We start from the raw sequence: 16,994 nt of genomic DNA, 5'->3' as shown, positions 1-16,994 counted from the left end.
ATCAGGTTGCCCGGGATTCAGGCAGTCGTCATGGGCCATTGCTAGGCTTCGCCGCCGGGCCCTTCGCCCCGGACAAGGACGCCCTACCGATGCAGCCCTCCCCGTGGACCCCCGCCGCCGGCAACCCGACCCAGGTGCTGCTGGTCGAGGACGACCGCCGCCTGGCCGAGCTGGTCAGCGACTACCTGAGCGAACATGGGTTTGCCGTGCAGCACGTGCCGCGTGGCGACCTGGCCAGCGCGGCCTGCCGCCAGCACGCGCCGGAACTGGTGGTGCTGGACCTGATGCTGCCTGGTCTCGGTGGCATCGACGTATGCCGGCAGATCCGCAGCTTTTCCGACGTGCCGATCCTGATGCTGACCGCGTGCGAGGACGATATCGAACAGGTTCTGGGCCTGGAGTCCGGCGCCGATGACTATGTGCACAAGCCGATCGAGCCGCGCCTGCTGCTGGCGCGCCTGCGTGCGCTGCTGCGCCGTCGCCATGGCAGCGGTCCTGCCGGGGTGCCGTGCAGGCTGATGCATGGCGAGTTGCTGATCGATCGCGTGCAGCGCGAGGTCCACCTGCATGGGCAGCCCGTAGAGCTGGGCACCACCGAATTCGAGATCCTCTGGCTGCTGGCCAGCCAGCCCGGGCAGATCCTCTCGCGCGACCAGATCCTGCTGGCGGCACGCGGCATCGGCTTCGATGGCCTGGACCGCAGCGTGGATGTCTGCATCGGCAAGCTGCGCCGCAAGCTGGGCGATGACGCGCGCGAACCGCGCCGGATCAAGACGGTGTGGGGCCGCGGTTACCAGTTCAACCCCTCGGCCTGGTCGGCGTGAAGCGCCTGTTCCTGTGGTTGTGGTTCGTCACCGGCGGCTGCCTGCTGGTGTCGGTGTTCAGCCTCAACCACCTGCTGGACCGCATCTACACGCCCCTGCAGGAACGAGTCTTCGTCGAACAGGTGCGCGGACAGGTGTACGCGCTGCGCAGCGGACTGGCCGGCCTGGACCGCCAACAGCAACAGCAGCGCCTGCTGCAGTGGCAGCCGCATTACGGCATTGCGCTGTCACTGCTGGATGCACCGCCCGTGCTCGATGACGAAGAGCGCAATGCCCTGCGCGGGGACGGCTTCATCGTCCGTGACCGCTACCAGCAGGTGCTGATGCCCATCGAGGGGGCTGACGGACGCTGGCTGCGGCTGCACTTTCCCGGCGAGGTGCAGATGACCCTGTACATGACCGCCGCCGCCTACCTGTGCATCCTGCTGCTGGTCGGCGCCTGCCTGTATGCCTGGGTACGCCTGCTGTGGCGCGACCTGGAAGCGCTGCGCGGTCATGCCGACCGCATCGGTGCCGGCGACCTGCAGGCGCGTGCGCAGGTATCGCCACGTTCGCAGATCCGGGTCATCGTCGAGCATTCCAACCGCATGGCCGCGCGCGTGGCCGAACTGGTGCAACGGCAGCGCGATCTTACCCATGCCATTTCCCACGAGCTGCGCACGCCGATCGCACGCCTGGCCTTCGGCCTGGATCTGATGCAGGACAGCAACGACCCGGCGCGGCGAGCACACCTCGCTGCCGGCCTGCATGGTGATCTGGCCGAGCTCAACCGGTTGGTCAGCGAACTGCTGGCCTATGAGCGGCTGGAGCATCCCAACGACGCCGAGCCCATGCAGCGCATCGAGGCGAACGACTGGCTGCAGGCCTGCATGGAAGACGCACGGCGCGATGCCGAACGCGCGGGTCTGGTGCTGCAGGTCTGGCCCAGTGCGTTGCCGCGCGTGGATGCCGAGCCACGCCTGCTGCAGCTGGCCCTGAGCAACCTGGTCGGCAACGCGATGCGCTATGCACGCACCCGTGTGGAGGTGTCACTGGTCAGCGTGGCCGGCAAGGCCTGCCTGCGCGTGGATGACGATGGCCCCGGCATTGCCGAAGGCGATCGCGAGAAGGTGTTGCGCCCGTTCACCCGTCTGGATGACAGCCGCAGCCGCGACACCGGCGGCTTTGGTCTTGGCCTGGCCATCGCCGGGCGCATCGCGGTTCGTCACCACGGCGAGCTGCGTGTGGGACGCGCGACCCTGGGCGGTGCACGCCTGGAAATGCACTGGCCACTGGCTGCCAGCTGAACGCCACGGGCCGTGCTTACAGTTGCTTACAACTCCCGCACAACTGCGGACGGATTGGTCGGTGGCATCCCGCCACGCTGTCGACCCAGCAGCACGCGCCGGATGCGCGCACTGCATTTCCTCCCACTGTAGAGAGTTGCCATGTCCCACCGTCGCCGTTTCCCCACCCTGCTCGGCCTGGCCCTGCTGCCCTTGTTCGCAACGTCCACAGCGCATGCCAAGGAGGATCAATGGACCTTCGAGCTGGCCGCCGGTGGCGGCGTTGCCCCGCGCTACAGCGGCAGCGAGGAATTCCAGGCCGCACCGACGCTGTCGTTCGACGTGACTTCGCCGGGCGGCTGGTTTCTGGGTACCAGCGGTGCGGGTTGGGGCACGGCGATCGGCGAACACACCCGCGTGCGTGCCTACGTCGGCGGCAGCGGCAGCCGACGCGAGAAGAACTCGATCCTCGGCGGCTCGGACTTCCTGCGTGGCATGGGCGATATCGATACCCGGCCCCTGGTCGGCCTGGCGGCTGGCTATACGCTGGGTGAGGCGGTGTTGAGTGGTTCCTGGCATTACACGATGAAAGACGACGACAAGGGCGACAACGGCCTTGCCACCCAGCAGATCCACCTGAACCTGGAGATGCCGCTGTTCGATCTGGCCGGTGGCGTGGTCAGCGGCAGCGTCTCCACCGACTACGGCAACCGCGGCTATATGCAGACCTGGTACGGCGTCAGCCCCGATCAGGCCGCACGTACCGGTTTCGCCCAGCACACGCCCAAGGCCGGCCTGGTCAGCGCCGGGCTGGGCATGAAATGGAGCCATCGCGCTGGTCGCAACGGCAACTGGTACATCGCCGTGGAAGGCACCCGCCTGCTCGGCGACGCCGCCGACAGCCCGATCGTGCAGAAGGCCAACCAGTTCGGGTTGATGACCGGGTATACGCACCGGTTCTGAGCATTGCCGGCGAACGCCGGACACCGACGTTCGCGCTGGCAAAGAGACGGGGCGCTGCGATCATGCAGCGCCCCGTGGCACGCATCAGGCCTTGGCGAACACCAGATGGCCACCGTCGTTGCCCACTTCGATGGTATCGCCGTTGACGAACGCACCGGACAGGATCTTCTGCGCCAGCGGGTTTTCCAGCTGTGCCTGGATCGCACGCTTCAGCGGACGCGCGCCGTAGACCGGATCGAAGCCGACGTTGCCGAGCAGATCGAACGCTGCATCGGACACCACCAGCTTCAGGCCACGCTCGGCCAGGCGCTTTTCCAGGCCACGCATCTGGATGCGCGCGATCTGCTTGATCTGCTGCTTGTCCAGCGGATGGAACACCACGATGTCATCCAACCGGTTGATGAACTCCGGACGGAAGTGCGCCTGCACCACGCCCATCACCGCCGCCTTCATCTGCGTGTAGGCTTCCGGCGTGTCATCGCCACTCATGTCCTGGATCTGGTGCGAGCCCAGGTTGGAGGTCATCACGATGACGGTATTGCGGAAGTCCACCGTGCGGCCCTGGCCATCGGTCAGGCGACCGTCGTCCAGTACCTGCAGCAGGATGTTGAACACATCCGGATGCGCCTTTTCCACCTCGTCCAGCAGGATCAGCGAATACGGGCGACGGCGCACGGCCTCGGTGAGGTAACCGCCTTCCTCATAGCCCACATAGCCGGGGGGCGCACCGATCAGGCGTGCGACGCTGTGCTTCTCCATGAACTCGCTCATGTCGATGCGGATCATCGCGTCGGCGCTGTCGAACAGGAACTCGGCCAGCGACTTGCACAGTTCGGTCTTGCCCACGCCGGTCGGGCCCAGGAACAGGAACGATCCACCCGGTCGATTCGGATCGGACAAGCCAGCGCGCGAACGACGCACCGCGTCGGACACCACCTTGATCGCCTCTTCCTGGCCGACCACGCGGTTGTGCAGCACCTCTTCCATGCGCAGCAGCTTGTCACGCTCGCCTTCGAGCATCTTGTTGACCGGGATGCCGGTCCAGCGCGAGACGACCTCGGCGATCTCCTCGTCGGTGACGCGGTCCTGCACCAGCTTGAAGTCGGTGTTCTCGGCCTCCTGCGCAGCGGCAAGCTGCTTTTCCAGCTGCGGCAGCACGCCATACTGGATCTCGCTCATGCGCGCGAAATCCTGCCGGCGCTGCGCCGACTCCAGTTCAACCTTGGCCTGCTCGACCTGTTCCTTGATCTTCGTCGTGCCCTGCAGCGCGGCCTTCTCCGACTTCCAGACTTCGTTGAGATCGGAGAACTCGCGCTCCAGCGCATCGATATCGTTTTCCAGATCGGCCAGGCGCTGCCGCGACGCATCGTCCTTTTCCTTCTTCAGCATCTCGCGCTGGATCTTCAGCTGGATCAGGCGACGCTCCAGCCGGTCCAGTTCCTCCGGCTTGGAATCGATCTCCATGCGCAGCCGTGAAGCAGCCTCGTCCATCAGGTCGATGGCCTTGTCCGGCAGCTGGCGGTCGGTGATGTAGCGGTTGGACAGGGTGGCCGCAGCGACGATGGCCGGGTCGGTGATCTCCACCCCGTGGTGCACCGCGTACTTCTCCTTCAGGCCGCGCAGGATCGCGATGGTGTCCTCCACCGTCGGCTCGCCCACGAAGACTTTCTGGAAGCGGCGCTCCAGCGCGGCATCCTTCTCGATGTACTTGCGGTACTCGTCCAGCGTGGTCGCACCGACGCAGTGCAGTTCACCGCGCGCGAGTGCCGGCTTGAGCATGTTGCCGGCATCCATCGCACCGTCGGCCTTGCCCGCGCCAACCATGGTGTGCAGCTCGTCGATGAACAGGATGATCTGCCCTTCGCTCTTGGCCAGGTCGTTGAGCACGCCCTTCAGGCGCTCTTCGAATTCACCGCGGAACTTCGCGCCGGCAATCAGCGCGCCCATGTCCAGCGACAGCACGCGCTTGCCGCGCAGGCCTTCAGGCACCTCATCATTGATGATGCGCTGGGCCAGGCCTTCGACGATCGCGGTCTTGCCCACGCCGGGTTCGCCGATCAGCACCGGGTTGTTCTTGGTACGGCGCTGCAGCACCTGGATGGTGCGACGGATTTCCTCGTCGCGGCCGATCACCGGATCGAGCTTGCCGCTCTCGGCACGTGCGGTCAGGTCGATGGTGTATTTCTCCAGCGCCTGCCGCTGCTCTTCGGCGTTCTCCGACTGCACGTTCTCGCCGCCACGCAGCTTGTCGATGGCAGTCTGCAGGCGCGCCTTGTCGGCACCGGCAGCGCGCATCGCCATGCCCAGCGTGCCGCCGTCTTCCAGCGCGGCCAGCACGAACCACTCGCTGGCGATGAAGGCATCACCGTTCTGCTGGGCCAGCTTGTCGGTGTGGTTGAGCAGGCGGTTGAGGTCGTTGCCGATCGACAGGTTGCCGGCCTGGCCGGACACCTTCGGCAGCGCTTCAAGCGCTTCGTCCAGGCGTTCGCGCAGCACCGGCACGTTGACGCCGGCCTGGGCCAGCAACGGCCGGGTGCTGCCACCCTGCTGGTCCAGCAGGGCACTGAACACGTGCACCGGTTCGATGATGCTGTTGTCGCGGCCTACCGCCAGCGACTGCGCGTCTGCCAGCGCCTGCTGGAAACGCGAGGTGAGCTTGTCCATCCGCATTGCGAAACCTCATCGGTCATCTTGGCCGGCCCGCGCCGGCGATGCTGGAAAGATGCGGTTGCCCCACCCGGTTTCAAGGGTGGCTGCGACTGCATTCGAAGGCCAGTCAGCCCGTGGCCAGCATGCCGGAAGCGGTGTTGTCGGCGCGTTGATCCGGATCAGATCCGCACGCGGAGGGCTCAATGGGTGATCGCGGCCCGGATCGCCCGCAGCTGCTGCTTGACCGCCCGCACCTGCGCTGCGTCCATGCGCAGCAAGGCCTTCTGCCCGATCGAGCGCGACTGCAGGGTGGCATCGGCGAAACGGTAGCGGCCGCGCTCATCGCGCTGCAGCAGTGGCGCCTGGGCCAGCTCCGGGGTGTCCAGCAGGTGGTCGATCACCGTTACCAGGCGATCGTTGAAGTACCCGTCAGGACGGCCCAGATCGACATAGGCCTGCTGGATCAACGGATAGAAGCGCTTGTACGCCTGGGCCGCCGCCGCGGGGTCGAGCGCAGTGAAGGCCTGCACATAGGGCGCATAGCGCGCCGCATTGGCCGCAGCGATGCGTTCGCCGCCCTCGCCCGGCTCCACCTGCAGGCTGCCCGGTAGCGGCCGGAAGGCCAGCGCGGTAGGCGGCACACTGGCCTTGTCCAGGTTGTCGACCTGGGTGACCAGGCGCTGGATCAGGTGATCGCGCAACAGCGCAGTCAACGCGCCCTCGCCCTTGAACAGTTCGCTCACTGTGCTCCAGGCGGCGGCATCGCTGTCGGCCAGGTTCGGTAACGCAGGGTCGGCGGCGGCCTCGGAATCCAGCGGATGCTTGATCGGAGAGGGCCCGGGTTCCTGCGTAGCAGCGGGCTTCGGTGCGGCGACTGCCGAGGTCGGTGCGGATTGCTCCGGCACCGCTACGCTATCTGCCAGGTGCTGCAACTGGTCGCGGAACAACCACGTGCCCGCGCCGCCCAGCACCACCACGCCCAGAACCCAGGGCCAGACCGCTTTTCCACTCTGCATGATGCAGAACCTCGCTTTTCACCTGCATGGACAAGGTGTGACTGCCCTGATTCGGCGGGGTTCCCCAGCCATTCCGCTGCCGTTGTGTTCACGCCTGCTTTGCGCGGTACGCGCGACCCTGCTGTTCCTGTTGGGTGGAGACGCCTTCATGCAGTACGCGCTGTACTACTGGACCGGCATCCAGGGCCGTGGCGAATTCGTGCGGCTGGCGCTGGAAGATGCCGGCGCCGATTACGTGGACATGGCGCGTGTGCACGGCGACGCCGTGATGCAGCCGTTCCTCGATGGCCACAGCGGAGGTGCGCGACCTTTCGCACCACCCTTCCTGAAGGCGGGGCGACAGGTCATCGCGCAGGTCGCGGCCATTCTCGATTTCCTCGGCCCGACGCTGGATCTGGTTCCGCAGGCCGCCTCACGGCGCATGCAGGCGCTGCAGTTGCAGCTGACCATCGCCGATCTGGTGGCCGAAGTGCACGACACCCACCATCCGATCGCCGCGTCGAAGTACTACGAAGACCAGAAGACCGCGGCCAGGGCGCGCGCGGCAGCGATGCGCGATGAGCGCCTGCCGAAATTCCTTGGCTACTTCGAGCAGGTGCTGAAGGCCAATGGCGGTCGCCACCCGTTGCGCGAACACTCCTACGTGGACCTGTCGCTGTTCCAGTTGCTGAGCGGGCTGGACTACATGTTTCCGCGCCGCATGCAGGCGCTGTGGCCGACGTTGCCACTGCTGCGCGCACTGAAGGACCGGGTGGAACAACGGCCCGGCATCGCCGCCTATCTCGCTTCGGAGCGGCGGCTGCCCTTCAACACCAACGGCATCTTCCGGCATTACCCGGAACTGGATTCAGATCGGTAGTGCCGGCCGCTGGCCGGCAACTGCACGATCCAACCGGAGCCTCTGAGGGTGCCGGCCAGGCCGGCACCACCCGTGATCAGTCGTTCCCAGCCAGCGGCCTCACCGCCTGCTTCTGCAGCGACAGCAGCCCCAGCAGGATGGCCAGTGCCACGTACGCGCCGGCGAACTGCCAGCTGATGACGCGGGCCAGGCCCTGCAGATCCCACGGCAGGTAGATGCCGCCGCGCGGATCCACCGAATGGATCAGGCCGAACAGGGTGAGCGCCGCCGCCACCAGCAGGAAGCCGCAGGCGCGACGCAGGCGTCCATCGACCATCGCTGCGACGGTGGCGATCCACAACATCGAGGTGATGATGAAGCCGTTGCCCAGCGCGAAGATCACCGCCAGCTCCGGCAGGCCGTGGCCATCGACGTGGGTCAGCAGCGCGCCCATCTGCTCGGCTGGAATCCAGCCCGGGGCCTTGATCGCCAGCAGGTAGGCCGCCGACGGCAGGAAGCCCAGCACCATCGCACCGGCATGCTGGCGCGGCGTGGCCTGAAACGCCTGGGTGGTGATGTCGATAGACACGTACACGATGATCGGCGCCAGTACCGCCAGCGGCAGCCACTGCACCAGCCCGGAAATGATGCCGAGCATGCCGCCGATGCCGACGAACAGGCCGGTCAGCAGCGTGTAGCCGCTGCGCGCGCCCATGTGCTTGTAGGCCGGCTGGCCGATGTACGGGGTGGTCTGCGCAACGCCACCACAGACGCCGGCGACCAGCGTGGCCACCGCCTCCACCAGCAGGATGTCGCGGGTGCGGTAGTCATCGCCGGCTGCGCGCGCGCTCTCGGATACGTTGATGCCACCGACCACCATCAGCAGGCCGAACGGCAACAGCAGCGGCAGGTAGGTCATCGCGGTCGGCAGGCCCTCGATGAAGCCCAGCGTCGGCAGCGGCAATACCACCTGCGGCGGCACCCAGGCCGGAATCTGGAAGCCGGGCACGCCCAGACCGGCCAGGCCGAGCCCGTAATACAGCACGGTGCCGAACACGAAGGCCAGCAGCACACCGGGGCCGCGCAGCGGCAGCTTGCCCTTGGCGATCAGTACGTACAGCAGCAGGCCCAGCGTGGTGAAGCCCACCAGCGGCGAGCGCAGGGTCTCCAGCAAGGGCAGCAGGCCCATCAGCACCAGTGCGATGCCCGCGATGGAACCCAGCAGCGCAGCGCGCGGCAGCGCGCGGGTCACCGCTTCACCGAAGAAGGACAGGATCAGCTTGAGCACGCCCATGATGACCAGCGACGCCATGCCCAGCTGCCAGGTGGCGATGGCGGCGGCATGCGGGTCCAGGCCCTGCTGCTTGAAGGCCAGGAAGGCCGGGCCCAGCACCAGCAGCGCCATGCCGATGCTGGTCGGCGCATCCAGGCCCAGCGGCATGGCGGTGACGTCGTCGCGCCCGGTACGCGCGGCCAGGCGCCGTGCCATCAGGGTGTACAGCAGGTTGCCGACCAGCACGCCCAGGGCGGTGCCGGGGAACATGCGGCCGAAGACCACGTCGGCGGGGAACTGGAACATCCCGACCAGGGCCATGGCGATGAAACCGAGGATGGAGAGGTTGTCGACGACCAGGCCGAAGAAGCCATTGAAGTCGTCGGCGACGAACCAGCGGCGCGGCGCGGTGGAAGCGGGAGCGGACATGGAAGGGGCGGTGGGGGTGGGGACCGCCGATGGTAGGCCCAGCGGGGCCGGCGCGCCAATTCCCGAGTGGAATGATAGGTTCCAGCCAACGGCGGAGCCCCTCGTGGTTGGTCGCTGAAAGCAGGTTCTGGGGGTGGGCCGGGCGCTCCGGGGCCCGGCCCAGCCGCTGGCGGCTGGGCGTTCGGGCGCTTGCGAAGCAGTGCTTCGCAAGCAAAGCGCCCTCACCCATGTAAGCTCGGTCGCCGCTTGCTCGTGTGCGCTGTCCTGCGCACACGGCAAGCCCGGGGTTGGGCATCCTGCCCAACCCGCCCGAGGCATGCCTCGGGCCCATGCGGCTCACGCCCCTGCGCAGCCTACCCGCCCGGCCCCTGACAGTTTCCTGCGGGCGCCAGCCACGGATGAGAATCAAAAGATCAAAAGCAGAAGCCGGTCGCTGCGCTCTCAAGCGCCGGATCGCAGGCATCTGCGTGGTTGCCGGCCAGCGGCCGGCACTATCGGGAAGCATCCACGCATGGCGTGGATCTACCGTGTCGACCAAGGTCGACACCCACCAAACAGCAGCAGAGAACGCCGTTCCAACAGCAGCGAAAATCTGTCGAAGGCGGGGTGGGTCCGGTTGCGGGGGCGTGAGCGCCATGGATGGCGCGACCGAGCTTACAGGGACGTACTTGCAGCGTCCCCCGCGACCGGACCCACCCCGCCATCCCACCGATACCCCGCTTTTGACGTTGACGCTGACGTTGACGTTGATTCGGCGGGTGCAGGGCGCAGCCCTGCATCAAACCCTAACCCTCACCCTCACTTCTTCAGGAAGTTGTCCACCAGCAGATGCTTCACGTCGTCGATGCGACCGCTCAGTACCGCCTTGGCCGCATACAACGCCGTGCCTGCCACCTGCTTGGCCTCGATCTGCGGCGGCATCACCAGCTCCGCGCGACTGGTATGTACATCCAGCAGCGCCGGCCCACGCTGGGCCAGGAAATCCTGCACCGCTTCTTCCAGGTCCTCGCTGCGGGTCACCGTGCGGCCGTGGAAGCCGATCACCTCGGCCAACCGGCCGAAATCCGGATTCTTCAGGTCGGTGTAGTTGTCCAGCAGCCCTTCCACCTTCTGCTCCAGCTCGACGAAATTCAGCGAGCCGTTGTTGAACACCACCACCTTGATCGGAAGATTCTCCTGCACCGCGGTCAGCAGGTCGCCCAGCAACATCGCCAACCCACCATCGCCGGACAACGAAATCACCTGCCGCCCCGGGAAGGCCTTCTGCAGACCCAGCGCCTGCGGCATCGCGTTGGCCATCGTGCCGTGCAGCAGGCTGGTCAGCGTGCGGCGGCGGCCGTTCACCCGGATGTGCCGCAGCACCCACACCATCGGCGAGCCACCATCCGCGGTGAACAGCGCATCGTCGGTAGCGTACTTCGACAGCAGCGCGGTCAGGTGCTGCGGATGGATCAGCTCGCCTTCGCCCGGCTGCTCCTCCTGCTCGCGCTTCTTCAGCGCCTTGTCGCGGTGCTCGATGCATTCGTCCAGGAAACTGCTGTCTTCGCGCGGGGGCAGCATCGGCAGCAGCGCGTCCAGCGTCGGTGCGATATCACCGACCACGCCCAGGTTCACCGGATGGCGGCGACCGAGGTGGCTGCCATCGCGGTCGACCTGGATGATGGTGGCCTTGTCCGGGTAGAACTGGCCCCAGGCGAAATCAGCGCCGAGCAGCAGCAGCGTGTCGCACTCCATCAGTGTGTGGAAACCGGATTCGATGCCGAAGATGCCGGTCATGCCCATGTTGTACGGGTTGTCCGGTTCGACGAAATCCTTGGCGCGCGAGGTGTGCGCCACCGGTGCCTGCAGGCGCCGCGCCAGTTCCAGCAGCTGCGCATGTGCCCCCTGGCAACCGGCGCCGGCATAGATGCCGATGCGCTTGCCCTGCCCCAGCAGTTCGGCGATGTGCTGCAGCTCGGCCTCGGAGGGGCGCAGCACCGGCTGGGTGTAATGCACCGAGAACGGCACATCGTGCTTCACTTCCGCTTCGCTGATGTCGGCCGGCAGGATCACCACCGCCACACCGCGGCGGCTGATCGCCGCCTGGCAGGCCAGCGCTACCACGCGCCGTGCCTGGGCCGGGCTGTGCACCTGCTCGCAGAACACGGTGCAGCTGCCGTACACCGCCTTGAAATCCACTTCCTGCGGGAACTCCATGCCCAGTTCGCTGGTGACCACCTGGCTGGCGATCAGCACCATCGGCGCGCGGTTGCGGTTGCTCTCGAAGATGCCGTTGATGAAGTGCAGACCGCCAGGACCGCACGAACCTGCGCAGGCGGTCAGCTGGCCGCTGATCAGTGAATCGGCACCGGCCGCGAACGCCGCGACCTCTTCATGGCGGACATGCACCCACTCGATCTCACTGCGATGCAGTGCGTCGGTGACATGGTTCAGGGTGTCGCCGACGATGCCATAACAACGGCGGACGCCCGCCTGCTGCAGGGTATCGACGACGATCTCGGCAACGCGCTTGCTCATGGGACTACAGCCTTGCAAGGGGGAACCCCGAGGCTAGTCCCGATGAAGTGATGCTCCCGTGGGCAAGAGGCCGATCGCCTTGTCGTGCAAACTCCGGGCAGGGCTGCCGTCAATCGTTGACGTTGATCCACCCCGTCACCGCGCCGCGCTTCGGGTTGCGGTAGCGCACCTGCAGCCAACCATCCTGCTCATCCAGCATCTCGACGCGATCACCCTGCACCAGGTAGCGCTGCGTGCTGGACGCACCGGGCTGATCGAACAGGAACAGGCGCGCAGGCAGCACGCTCGCCATCAGCCCCACCAGCGGCGCTCCGCTTGCTGGTGCGCCGAGCCCGTCGCCGATGGCGCTTTCCAGCACCTTGCCGGAGGGATCGTAGGTGCGCCACACCGCCAGTGGCCCCTGGTTCTCGGTCTCTTCCCAGTGCAGCGCCCGGTTCAGCGTATCGCCCAACATCAACACGCTCTCACCGCGGTACAGATAGAGCTGCGGTCCGTTGAAGCGATACACGTCGGTGTACCACATCGGCCCACTGCGGCAGCTGGCGGTCAGCGTGCGCGTGGCGGCGTCGGCGGTAATGCCCATCAGGTCACCACACTGGTCGTGTCCATGGGTCACCGCCTTCAGTGCGCGGAACTCACCGCTGCCCACGTCGAAGCGATAGACCGCAACGGCCTCATTGACCATACCCACCGTCGCGCGCGCAACCAGCTCGGGACGCCCGTCGAAATCGAGATCCTCTGCGCCCAGGCGCGACGTTCCCTCGGCGTCAGGCGCGCCAGGCAGGCGCTGCCGCTTCCCTGCCGGCTGCAGGAGCACGGCCAGCATGCCATCCTCCTGTACCTCTACCGACGCCTGCACGCCCGCTGCCGGCGAAAACCGCAGCGGGCCCCGGTCTTCGTCCTGCGCCTGTGCCGCCGGCGCCAACAGACCGGCCAGCATCACCGCCATCAGCACATCCCTGGGTGTCATCGTCATTCCCTGCAGCGCCACAGTGGCGCGTCCAGGTCAGAACGATACGTCAACTGCCTGCCGCGACCACAGTACCGACTGGTGCCTGGTCTGCTGCTTCCACGCCAGACGGATCGCTTCGATGTCGGCGCGACGCTGCGGGCTGTCCTCATGCAGCACCACCAGCACCTTGGTGCGCAGGCGATTCGGGGAGGCATCGCCACGGAACAGCCACTGGCCGTAGGCATCGAACACGGTCAGGCCGTCCGGGAAGCGCGGCGTCACTTCCTTGTCCAGGAACGCGCGCCACTGCGCATCGCTGATGGTGTCGGCCTGCGGGCGGTCACCGGCGCCCTGCTCTTCGCCCACGCCGAAATAGAGCTCGCTGCGCACCCAGCCGTGGCCGCTGGACGGACGCGCGGCGTCGCCCTGCAGGTCGGCGGTGGTGGCATAGGCGCTGGGCGCCTTGGAGGACAGGCTGGCGCAGCCACTGGTGGCCAGCAGCACGGCGAAAACAAGGGCAAGGTGTTTCATCGGGAACAGCACTCCGGGAAGGGGGAAAAGCACGACGAAGGGGCACGGAGGGTACACCTGCGCCTCGGTTGCGGTTGCAACCAATGCCCTCATGCCGGCAGGGCATGAAGTGATGCAATGAGAGCCGGGACTTGCATCGCACCGTCTCCTCACGCCAAGATAATATATCGCTTCATCCGGATGGATGTAAGTGAAACTATCTCCCCCCTTCCCCACGTCGTTGCTGCTGGAGTCCGCATGTCCCCCCGCCTGTCCGCGTCGCCGCTCGGCCTCGCCATCGCGCTCGCCCTGTCCCCCGCCCTGGCTTCGGCCCAGGACGCCGCCACCAACCTGGACACGGTGATCGTCACCGGCACCCGCGCCGCCGACCGCACCGTGCTTGAATCCACGTCGCCGGTAGACGTGCTGACCGCCGAGGACATCCGCAAGGCCGGCGTGGTCAATGGCGAACTGGGCAGCGCCCTGCAGGCCCTGCTGCCCTCGTTCAACTTCCCCCGCCAGTCCAACTCCGGCGGTGCCGACCACGTGCGCGCCGCGCAGCTGCGCGGGCTGTCGCCGGACCAGGTGCTGGTGCTGGTCAACGGCAAGCGCCGCCACCACACCGCGCTGGTCAACACCGACAGCAAGATCGGCAAGGGCACCACCCCGGTCGACTTCAACGCAATCCCGGTCAGCGCCATCAAGCGCATCGAAGTACTGCGCGATGGCGCCGGTGCGCTGTATGGCTCCGATGCCGTGGCCGGCGTGATCAACGTGATCCTCGACAACGGCGGCGACGGCGGCGAGATCGAAGCCAGCTACGGCGCCAACCACACCGACCTCAAGCCGATCGGCCGCACCCTCACCGATGGCCAGACGGGCAACCTCAGTGCCAAGGTCGGTACCTCGCTGGGCGAAGACGGCGGCTTCCTGCGCGTCGGCCTGGAATACAAGAAGCGCAACGGCACCAACCGCGCCGGCTTCGACCAGATTCCGCCGTGGGACCAGACCGAGGCCAATCTTGCCCTGCAGGGCAAGCGCAACTACGTGCTCGGCGATGGCGCCAGCAAGGACATCAATCTGTGGCTGAACACCGAGATTCCGGTGGGCAGGACCGCGACGTTCTATGCGTTCGGTACCTTCAACCAGCGTGACACCGAAGGCGCGAACTACTTCCGCTATCCCGATGGCGATGCCAACTGGAAGGAGGTCTACCCCAATGGCTACCGGCCGATCTCCGAAGGCGAGAACCGCGATGTGCAGGCGGTGGCCGGTCTCCGTGGGCAGTGGGGTGAATGGAGTTATGACGGCAGCCTGGATTACGGGCAGAACGACTTCACCTATCGTCTGCGCGATTCGCTGAATGCCTCGCTGGGCCCGACCAGCCCGACCCGCTTCAAGACCGCGGACTACGAGTACGCGCAGACCGTGGGCAACGTCGACCTGAGCCGCGTGTTCCCGCAGAGCGACAGCATCAGCCACACCCTGGGCCTGGGCGCCGAAGCCCGCCACGAGCGCTACCAGACCCGTCCAGGCGACCCGGCCAGCTACGCCGCCGGCCCGTACACCGATCGTCCGACCGGCTCGCAGGCAGGCGGTGGCCTGACTCCGCAGGACGCGGCGACCTTGTCGCGCGATGTGGCCAGCGTCTACGCCAGCCTGTCCAGCCAGTTCGGCGAAAAATTCTCCACCGACTTGGCCGCGCGCTACGAGCACAGCGATGACTTCGGCGGCGAACTGACCGGCAAGCTCGGACTGCGCTACGCGTTCACCCCGGCATTCGCCCTGCGCGGCGCGATCTCCAACAATTTCCGCGCACCGTCGCTGGCGCAGATCGGCTACGAATCCACCTCCACCGGTTACAACGCCGGCGGCCAGCTGGTGCAGGGCCGCCTGCTCTCGGTCAACAACCCCATCGCCCGTGGCCTGGGTGCGCAGGACCTGAAGCCGGAGAAGTCGCTGAACACCTCGCTCGGCTTCACCAGCCGCATCGGCGAGCACTTCGACCTGTCGCTGGACTTCTTCCAGATCGACATCGACGACCGCATCGCGCTGTCCGAGAGCATCACCGGCGATGCGCTGACCGATTACGTGGCCACCAACTACGGCGTCGGCGGCCTGCAGAGCGCCAGCTTCTTCGTCAACGCCGCCGACACGCGCACCCGCGGCGCCGAGCTGGTGAGCAACTGGCGGCAGTCGCTGGGCGATGGCCAGCTGCTGCTGACCGGCACCTACGCCTACACCAAGACCACGCTGAAGAACGTGCTGGCCACACCGGCGCAGCTGCAGGCGCTGGACCCGGACTACGTGCTGTTCGGCATCGAAGAGACCAATACGCTGACCGACGCCACCCCGCGTACCCGTGGCAGTTTCTCGGCCGCTTGGAGCAACGACCGCTGGTCGCTGAGCAGCCGGGTGAACCGCTACGGCAGCGCGACCCGCGTATTCAACTTCGGTGATGGCTACATTCCGCGCCAGACCTACCAGGCCGAGTGGCAGCTGGATGCGGAAGTGGAATACCGCATCACCCCGCAGTGGAGCGTGGCCATCGGTGGGCAGAACCTGACCGACAACTACCCGGATCGCTCCAACGAGGACATCCACTACTTCGGCAACCTGCCCTACGACGTGCTGTCGCCGATCGGCAGCAACGGTGCGTACTACTACGGACGCGTGCGCTACACGTTCTGATTGCTCTGGGTGTGATTGCCTTGGGTGGGTGCGGACCGTTGGTCCGCACAGCATGCCGACCAACGGTCGGCACCCACCGGGGCGCGATGGATCACTGTCGGCACCCACCGGGACGCGATGGCTCGCTGCGGGTGGGTGCAGACCGTTGGTCCGCATCAGCCGGCACTACCGCAATCCGCCGGCACCCACCGGGTGGGTGCGGACCGTTGGTCCGCACCAGCCGTAGCCTGGCCTCGACCCCGCGTACACGCCGCCGCTGGCATGGTGGTCGCCATGGCTGAACCGCTCCCCCTGCGTCCGCCACCTCCATTGCTGGACGACGCCTGCGCGTTGTTCCTCGATGTGGATGGCACCCTGATCGAATTCGCTGCACGCCCCGACGCCGTGCAGCTTCTCCCCGATGTGCGTGAAGCCATCGGCCGCATCAGCGATCGGCTGGAAGGTGCCGTGGCACTGGTCAGTGGCCGCCCGCTTGAACAGCTGGACCAGTTGTTCGCGCCGCTCAAGCTTCCCGCTGCGGGCCTGCATGGCCACGAACTGCGTGCGCACGACGGGCACGTGATACGCGATGAGCATGGTGACGACACCGCCGACTGGCTGCATGCGCTTCATCAGCAAGCCATGCGTTTCGCCCATGGCCACCCCGGCGTACTGGTCGAGAACAAGGGCGTAGGCCTGGCCCTGCACTGGCGTGGCGCGCCGCATGCAGCCAACGATGTACGCGCCTTCGCCGACCGCCATGTTCGCGGCCGTGCCAGCTATCGCCTGCAGCCGGGCGACCATGTCGTCGAATTCGTCCCGGTGGCTACCAACAAGGGCCGAGCCGTGCGTCGGCTGATGCAGTACCTGCCGTTCCGTGGGCGTCTGCCGGTGTTCCTCGGCGACGACCTGACCGATGAATTCGGCTTCGATGCGGCCAATGGCCTGCATGGCTGGAGCGTGCTGATCGGCGAACGTGAACCCAGTGCAGCAGTGTTCGCGCTGCCCGACATACGCAGCGTGCACGCCTGGCTGCGTGAGAATGCGTATTGACCCCGGCCCCCACGGCCGCAACCGAGATGTACCGC

Annotated in this window: 12 protein-coding genes; 6 read left to right on the top strand and 6 right to left on the bottom strand. The window is 66.7% G+C overall.

Annotated features, from left to right (window positions below; genetic code table 11):
- Positions 1 to 89: 89 nt before the first annotated feature.
- From TEP_RS04185 to TEP_RS04175, 3 genes are all read left to right on the top strand, one after another.
- Complete coding sequence (locus TEP_RS04185) at positions 90 to 824, top strand: response regulator transcription factor (protein WP_132824380.1); 735 nt, start codon at positions 90 to 92, stop codon at positions 822 to 824.
- On the top strand, positions 821 to 2,110 hold the full coding sequence (locus TEP_RS04180; protein WP_132824379.1) for an ATP-binding protein: 1,290 nt from the start codon (positions 821 to 823) through the stop codon (positions 2,108 to 2,110). The genes TEP_RS04185 and TEP_RS04180 overlap by 4 nt, the downstream gene beginning before the upstream one ends.
- Before the next feature lie 141 nt (positions 2,111 to 2,251).
- Positions 2,252 to 3,052 (top strand): MipA/OmpV family protein, encoded by an 801-nt coding sequence (locus TEP_RS04175; RefSeq protein WP_132824378.1) that lies wholly within the window; start codon positions 2,252 to 2,254, stop codon positions 3,050 to 3,052.
- 84 nt (positions 3,053 to 3,136) lie between these two features.
- Here the strand turns inward: TEP_RS04175 and clpB are convergent, their stop codons facing one another.
- On the bottom strand, positions 3,137 to 5,722 hold the full coding sequence (gene clpB / locus TEP_RS04170) for an ATP-dependent chaperone ClpB (RefSeq protein ID WP_132824377.1): 2,586 nt from the start codon (positions 5,720 to 5,722) through the stop codon (positions 3,137 to 3,139).
- 179 nt (positions 5,723 to 5,901) lie between these two features.
- A complete protein-coding gene (locus tag TEP_RS04165; protein ID WP_132824376.1) occupies positions 5,902 to 6,717 on the bottom strand; it encodes a DUF3014 domain-containing protein in 816 nt (271 codons plus the stop codon).
- A gap of 148 nt (positions 6,718 to 6,865) precedes the next feature.
- Between TEP_RS04165 and TEP_RS04160 the strand changes: the two genes are divergently transcribed.
- Entirely contained in the window at positions 6,866 to 7,576 is a 711-nt protein-coding gene (locus TEP_RS04160) for a glutathione S-transferase (RefSeq protein WP_132826447.1), read from the top strand.
- A gap of 76 nt (positions 7,577 to 7,652) precedes the next feature.
- Here TEP_RS04160 and TEP_RS04155 read toward each other — a convergent pair whose 3' ends face one another.
- The 4 genes from TEP_RS04155 to TEP_RS04140 all read right to left on the bottom strand — a co-directional run bounded on the left by TEP_RS04155 (position 7,653) and on the right by TEP_RS04140 (position 13,257).
- Positions 7,653 to 9,257, bottom strand: a complete 1,605-nt coding sequence (locus TEP_RS04155; protein ID WP_132824375.1) for a hypothetical protein — start codon at positions 9,255 to 9,257, stop codon at positions 7,653 to 7,655.
- A gap of 798 nt (positions 9,258 to 10,055) precedes the next feature.
- Positions 10,056 to 11,774, bottom strand: coding sequence for a thiamine pyrophosphate-dependent enzyme (locus TEP_RS04150; RefSeq protein ID WP_132824374.1), 1,719 nt, complete (start codon positions 11,772 to 11,774; stop codon positions 10,056 to 10,058).
- A gap of 109 nt (positions 11,775 to 11,883) precedes the next feature.
- Complete coding sequence (locus TEP_RS04145; protein WP_132824373.1) at positions 11,884 to 12,744, bottom strand: SH3 domain-containing protein; 861 nt, start codon at positions 12,742 to 12,744, stop codon at positions 11,884 to 11,886.
- Positions 12,745 to 12,780: 36 nt separating this feature from the next.
- On the bottom strand, positions 12,781 to 13,257 hold the full coding sequence (locus TEP_RS04140; RefSeq protein ID WP_165933889.1) for a DUF3574 domain-containing protein: 477 nt from the start codon (positions 13,255 to 13,257) through the stop codon (positions 12,781 to 12,783).
- Between the two features lie 237 nt (positions 13,258 to 13,494).
- Here TEP_RS04140 and TEP_RS04135 point away from each other — a divergent pair, with 237 nt between their 5' ends.
- Complete coding sequence (locus TEP_RS04135; protein WP_132824372.1) at positions 13,495 to 15,927, top strand: TonB-dependent receptor; 2,433 nt, start codon at positions 13,495 to 13,497, stop codon at positions 15,925 to 15,927.
- 273 nt (positions 15,928 to 16,200) lie between these two features.
- Positions 16,201 to 16,959 (top strand): trehalose-phosphatase, encoded by a 759-nt coding sequence (gene otsB / locus TEP_RS04130; protein WP_132824371.1) that lies wholly within the window; start codon positions 16,201 to 16,203, stop codon positions 16,957 to 16,959.
- Positions 16,960 to 16,994: the final 35 nt, after the last annotated feature.

This window comes from Stenotrophomonas sp. TEPEL, from assembly GCF_004348785.1.
Classification (GTDB): domain Bacteria; phylum Pseudomonadota; class Gammaproteobacteria; order Xanthomonadales; family Xanthomonadaceae; genus Stenotrophomonas; species Stenotrophomonas indicatrix.
This window is presented reverse-complemented; position numbering and strand designations above follow the sequence as displayed.

What these genes read in the sequence shown, in the direction of transcription:
- TEP_RS04140 (WP_165933889.1), bottom strand. Translation starts at nt 13,257, where the DNA reads ATGAAACACCTTGCCCTTGTTTTCGCCGTGCTGCTGGCCACCAGTGGC.
- TEP_RS04155 (WP_132824375.1), bottom strand. Translation starts at nt 9,257, where the DNA reads ATGTCCGCTCCCGCTTCCACCGCGCCGCGCCGCTGGTTCGTCGCCGAC.
- otsB (WP_132824371.1), top strand. Translation starts at nt 16,201, where the DNA reads ATGGCTGAACCGCTCCCCCTGCGTCCGCCACCTCCATTGCTGGACGAC.
- TEP_RS04150 (WP_132824374.1), bottom strand. Translation starts at nt 11,774, where the DNA reads ATGAGCAAGCGCGTTGCCGAGATCGTCGTCGATACCCTGCAGCAGGCG.
- TEP_RS04135 (WP_132824372.1), top strand. Translation starts at nt 13,495, where the DNA reads ATGTCCCCCCGCCTGTCCGCGTCGCCGCTCGGCCTCGCCATCGCGCTC.
- TEP_RS04160 (WP_132826447.1), top strand. Translation starts at nt 6,866, where the DNA reads ATGCAGTACGCGCTGTACTACTGGACCGGCATCCAGGGCCGTGGCGAA.
- TEP_RS04165 (WP_132824376.1), bottom strand. Translation starts at nt 6,717, where the DNA reads ATGCAGAGTGGAAAAGCGGTCTGGCCCTGGGTTCTGGGCGTGGTGGTG.
- TEP_RS04175 (WP_132824378.1), top strand. Translation starts at nt 2,252, where the DNA reads ATGTCCCACCGTCGCCGTTTCCCCACCCTGCTCGGCCTGGCCCTGCTG.
- TEP_RS04185 (WP_132824380.1), top strand. Translation starts at nt 90, where the DNA reads ATGCAGCCCTCCCCGTGGACCCCCGCCGCCGGCAACCCGACCCAGGTG.
- clpB (WP_132824377.1), bottom strand. Translation starts at nt 5,722, where the DNA reads ATGCGGATGGACAAGCTCACCTCGCGTTTCCAGCAGGCGCTGGCAGAC.
- TEP_RS04145 (WP_132824373.1), bottom strand. Translation starts at nt 12,744, where the DNA reads ATGACACCCAGGGATGTGCTGATGGCGGTGATGCTGGCCGGTCTGTTG.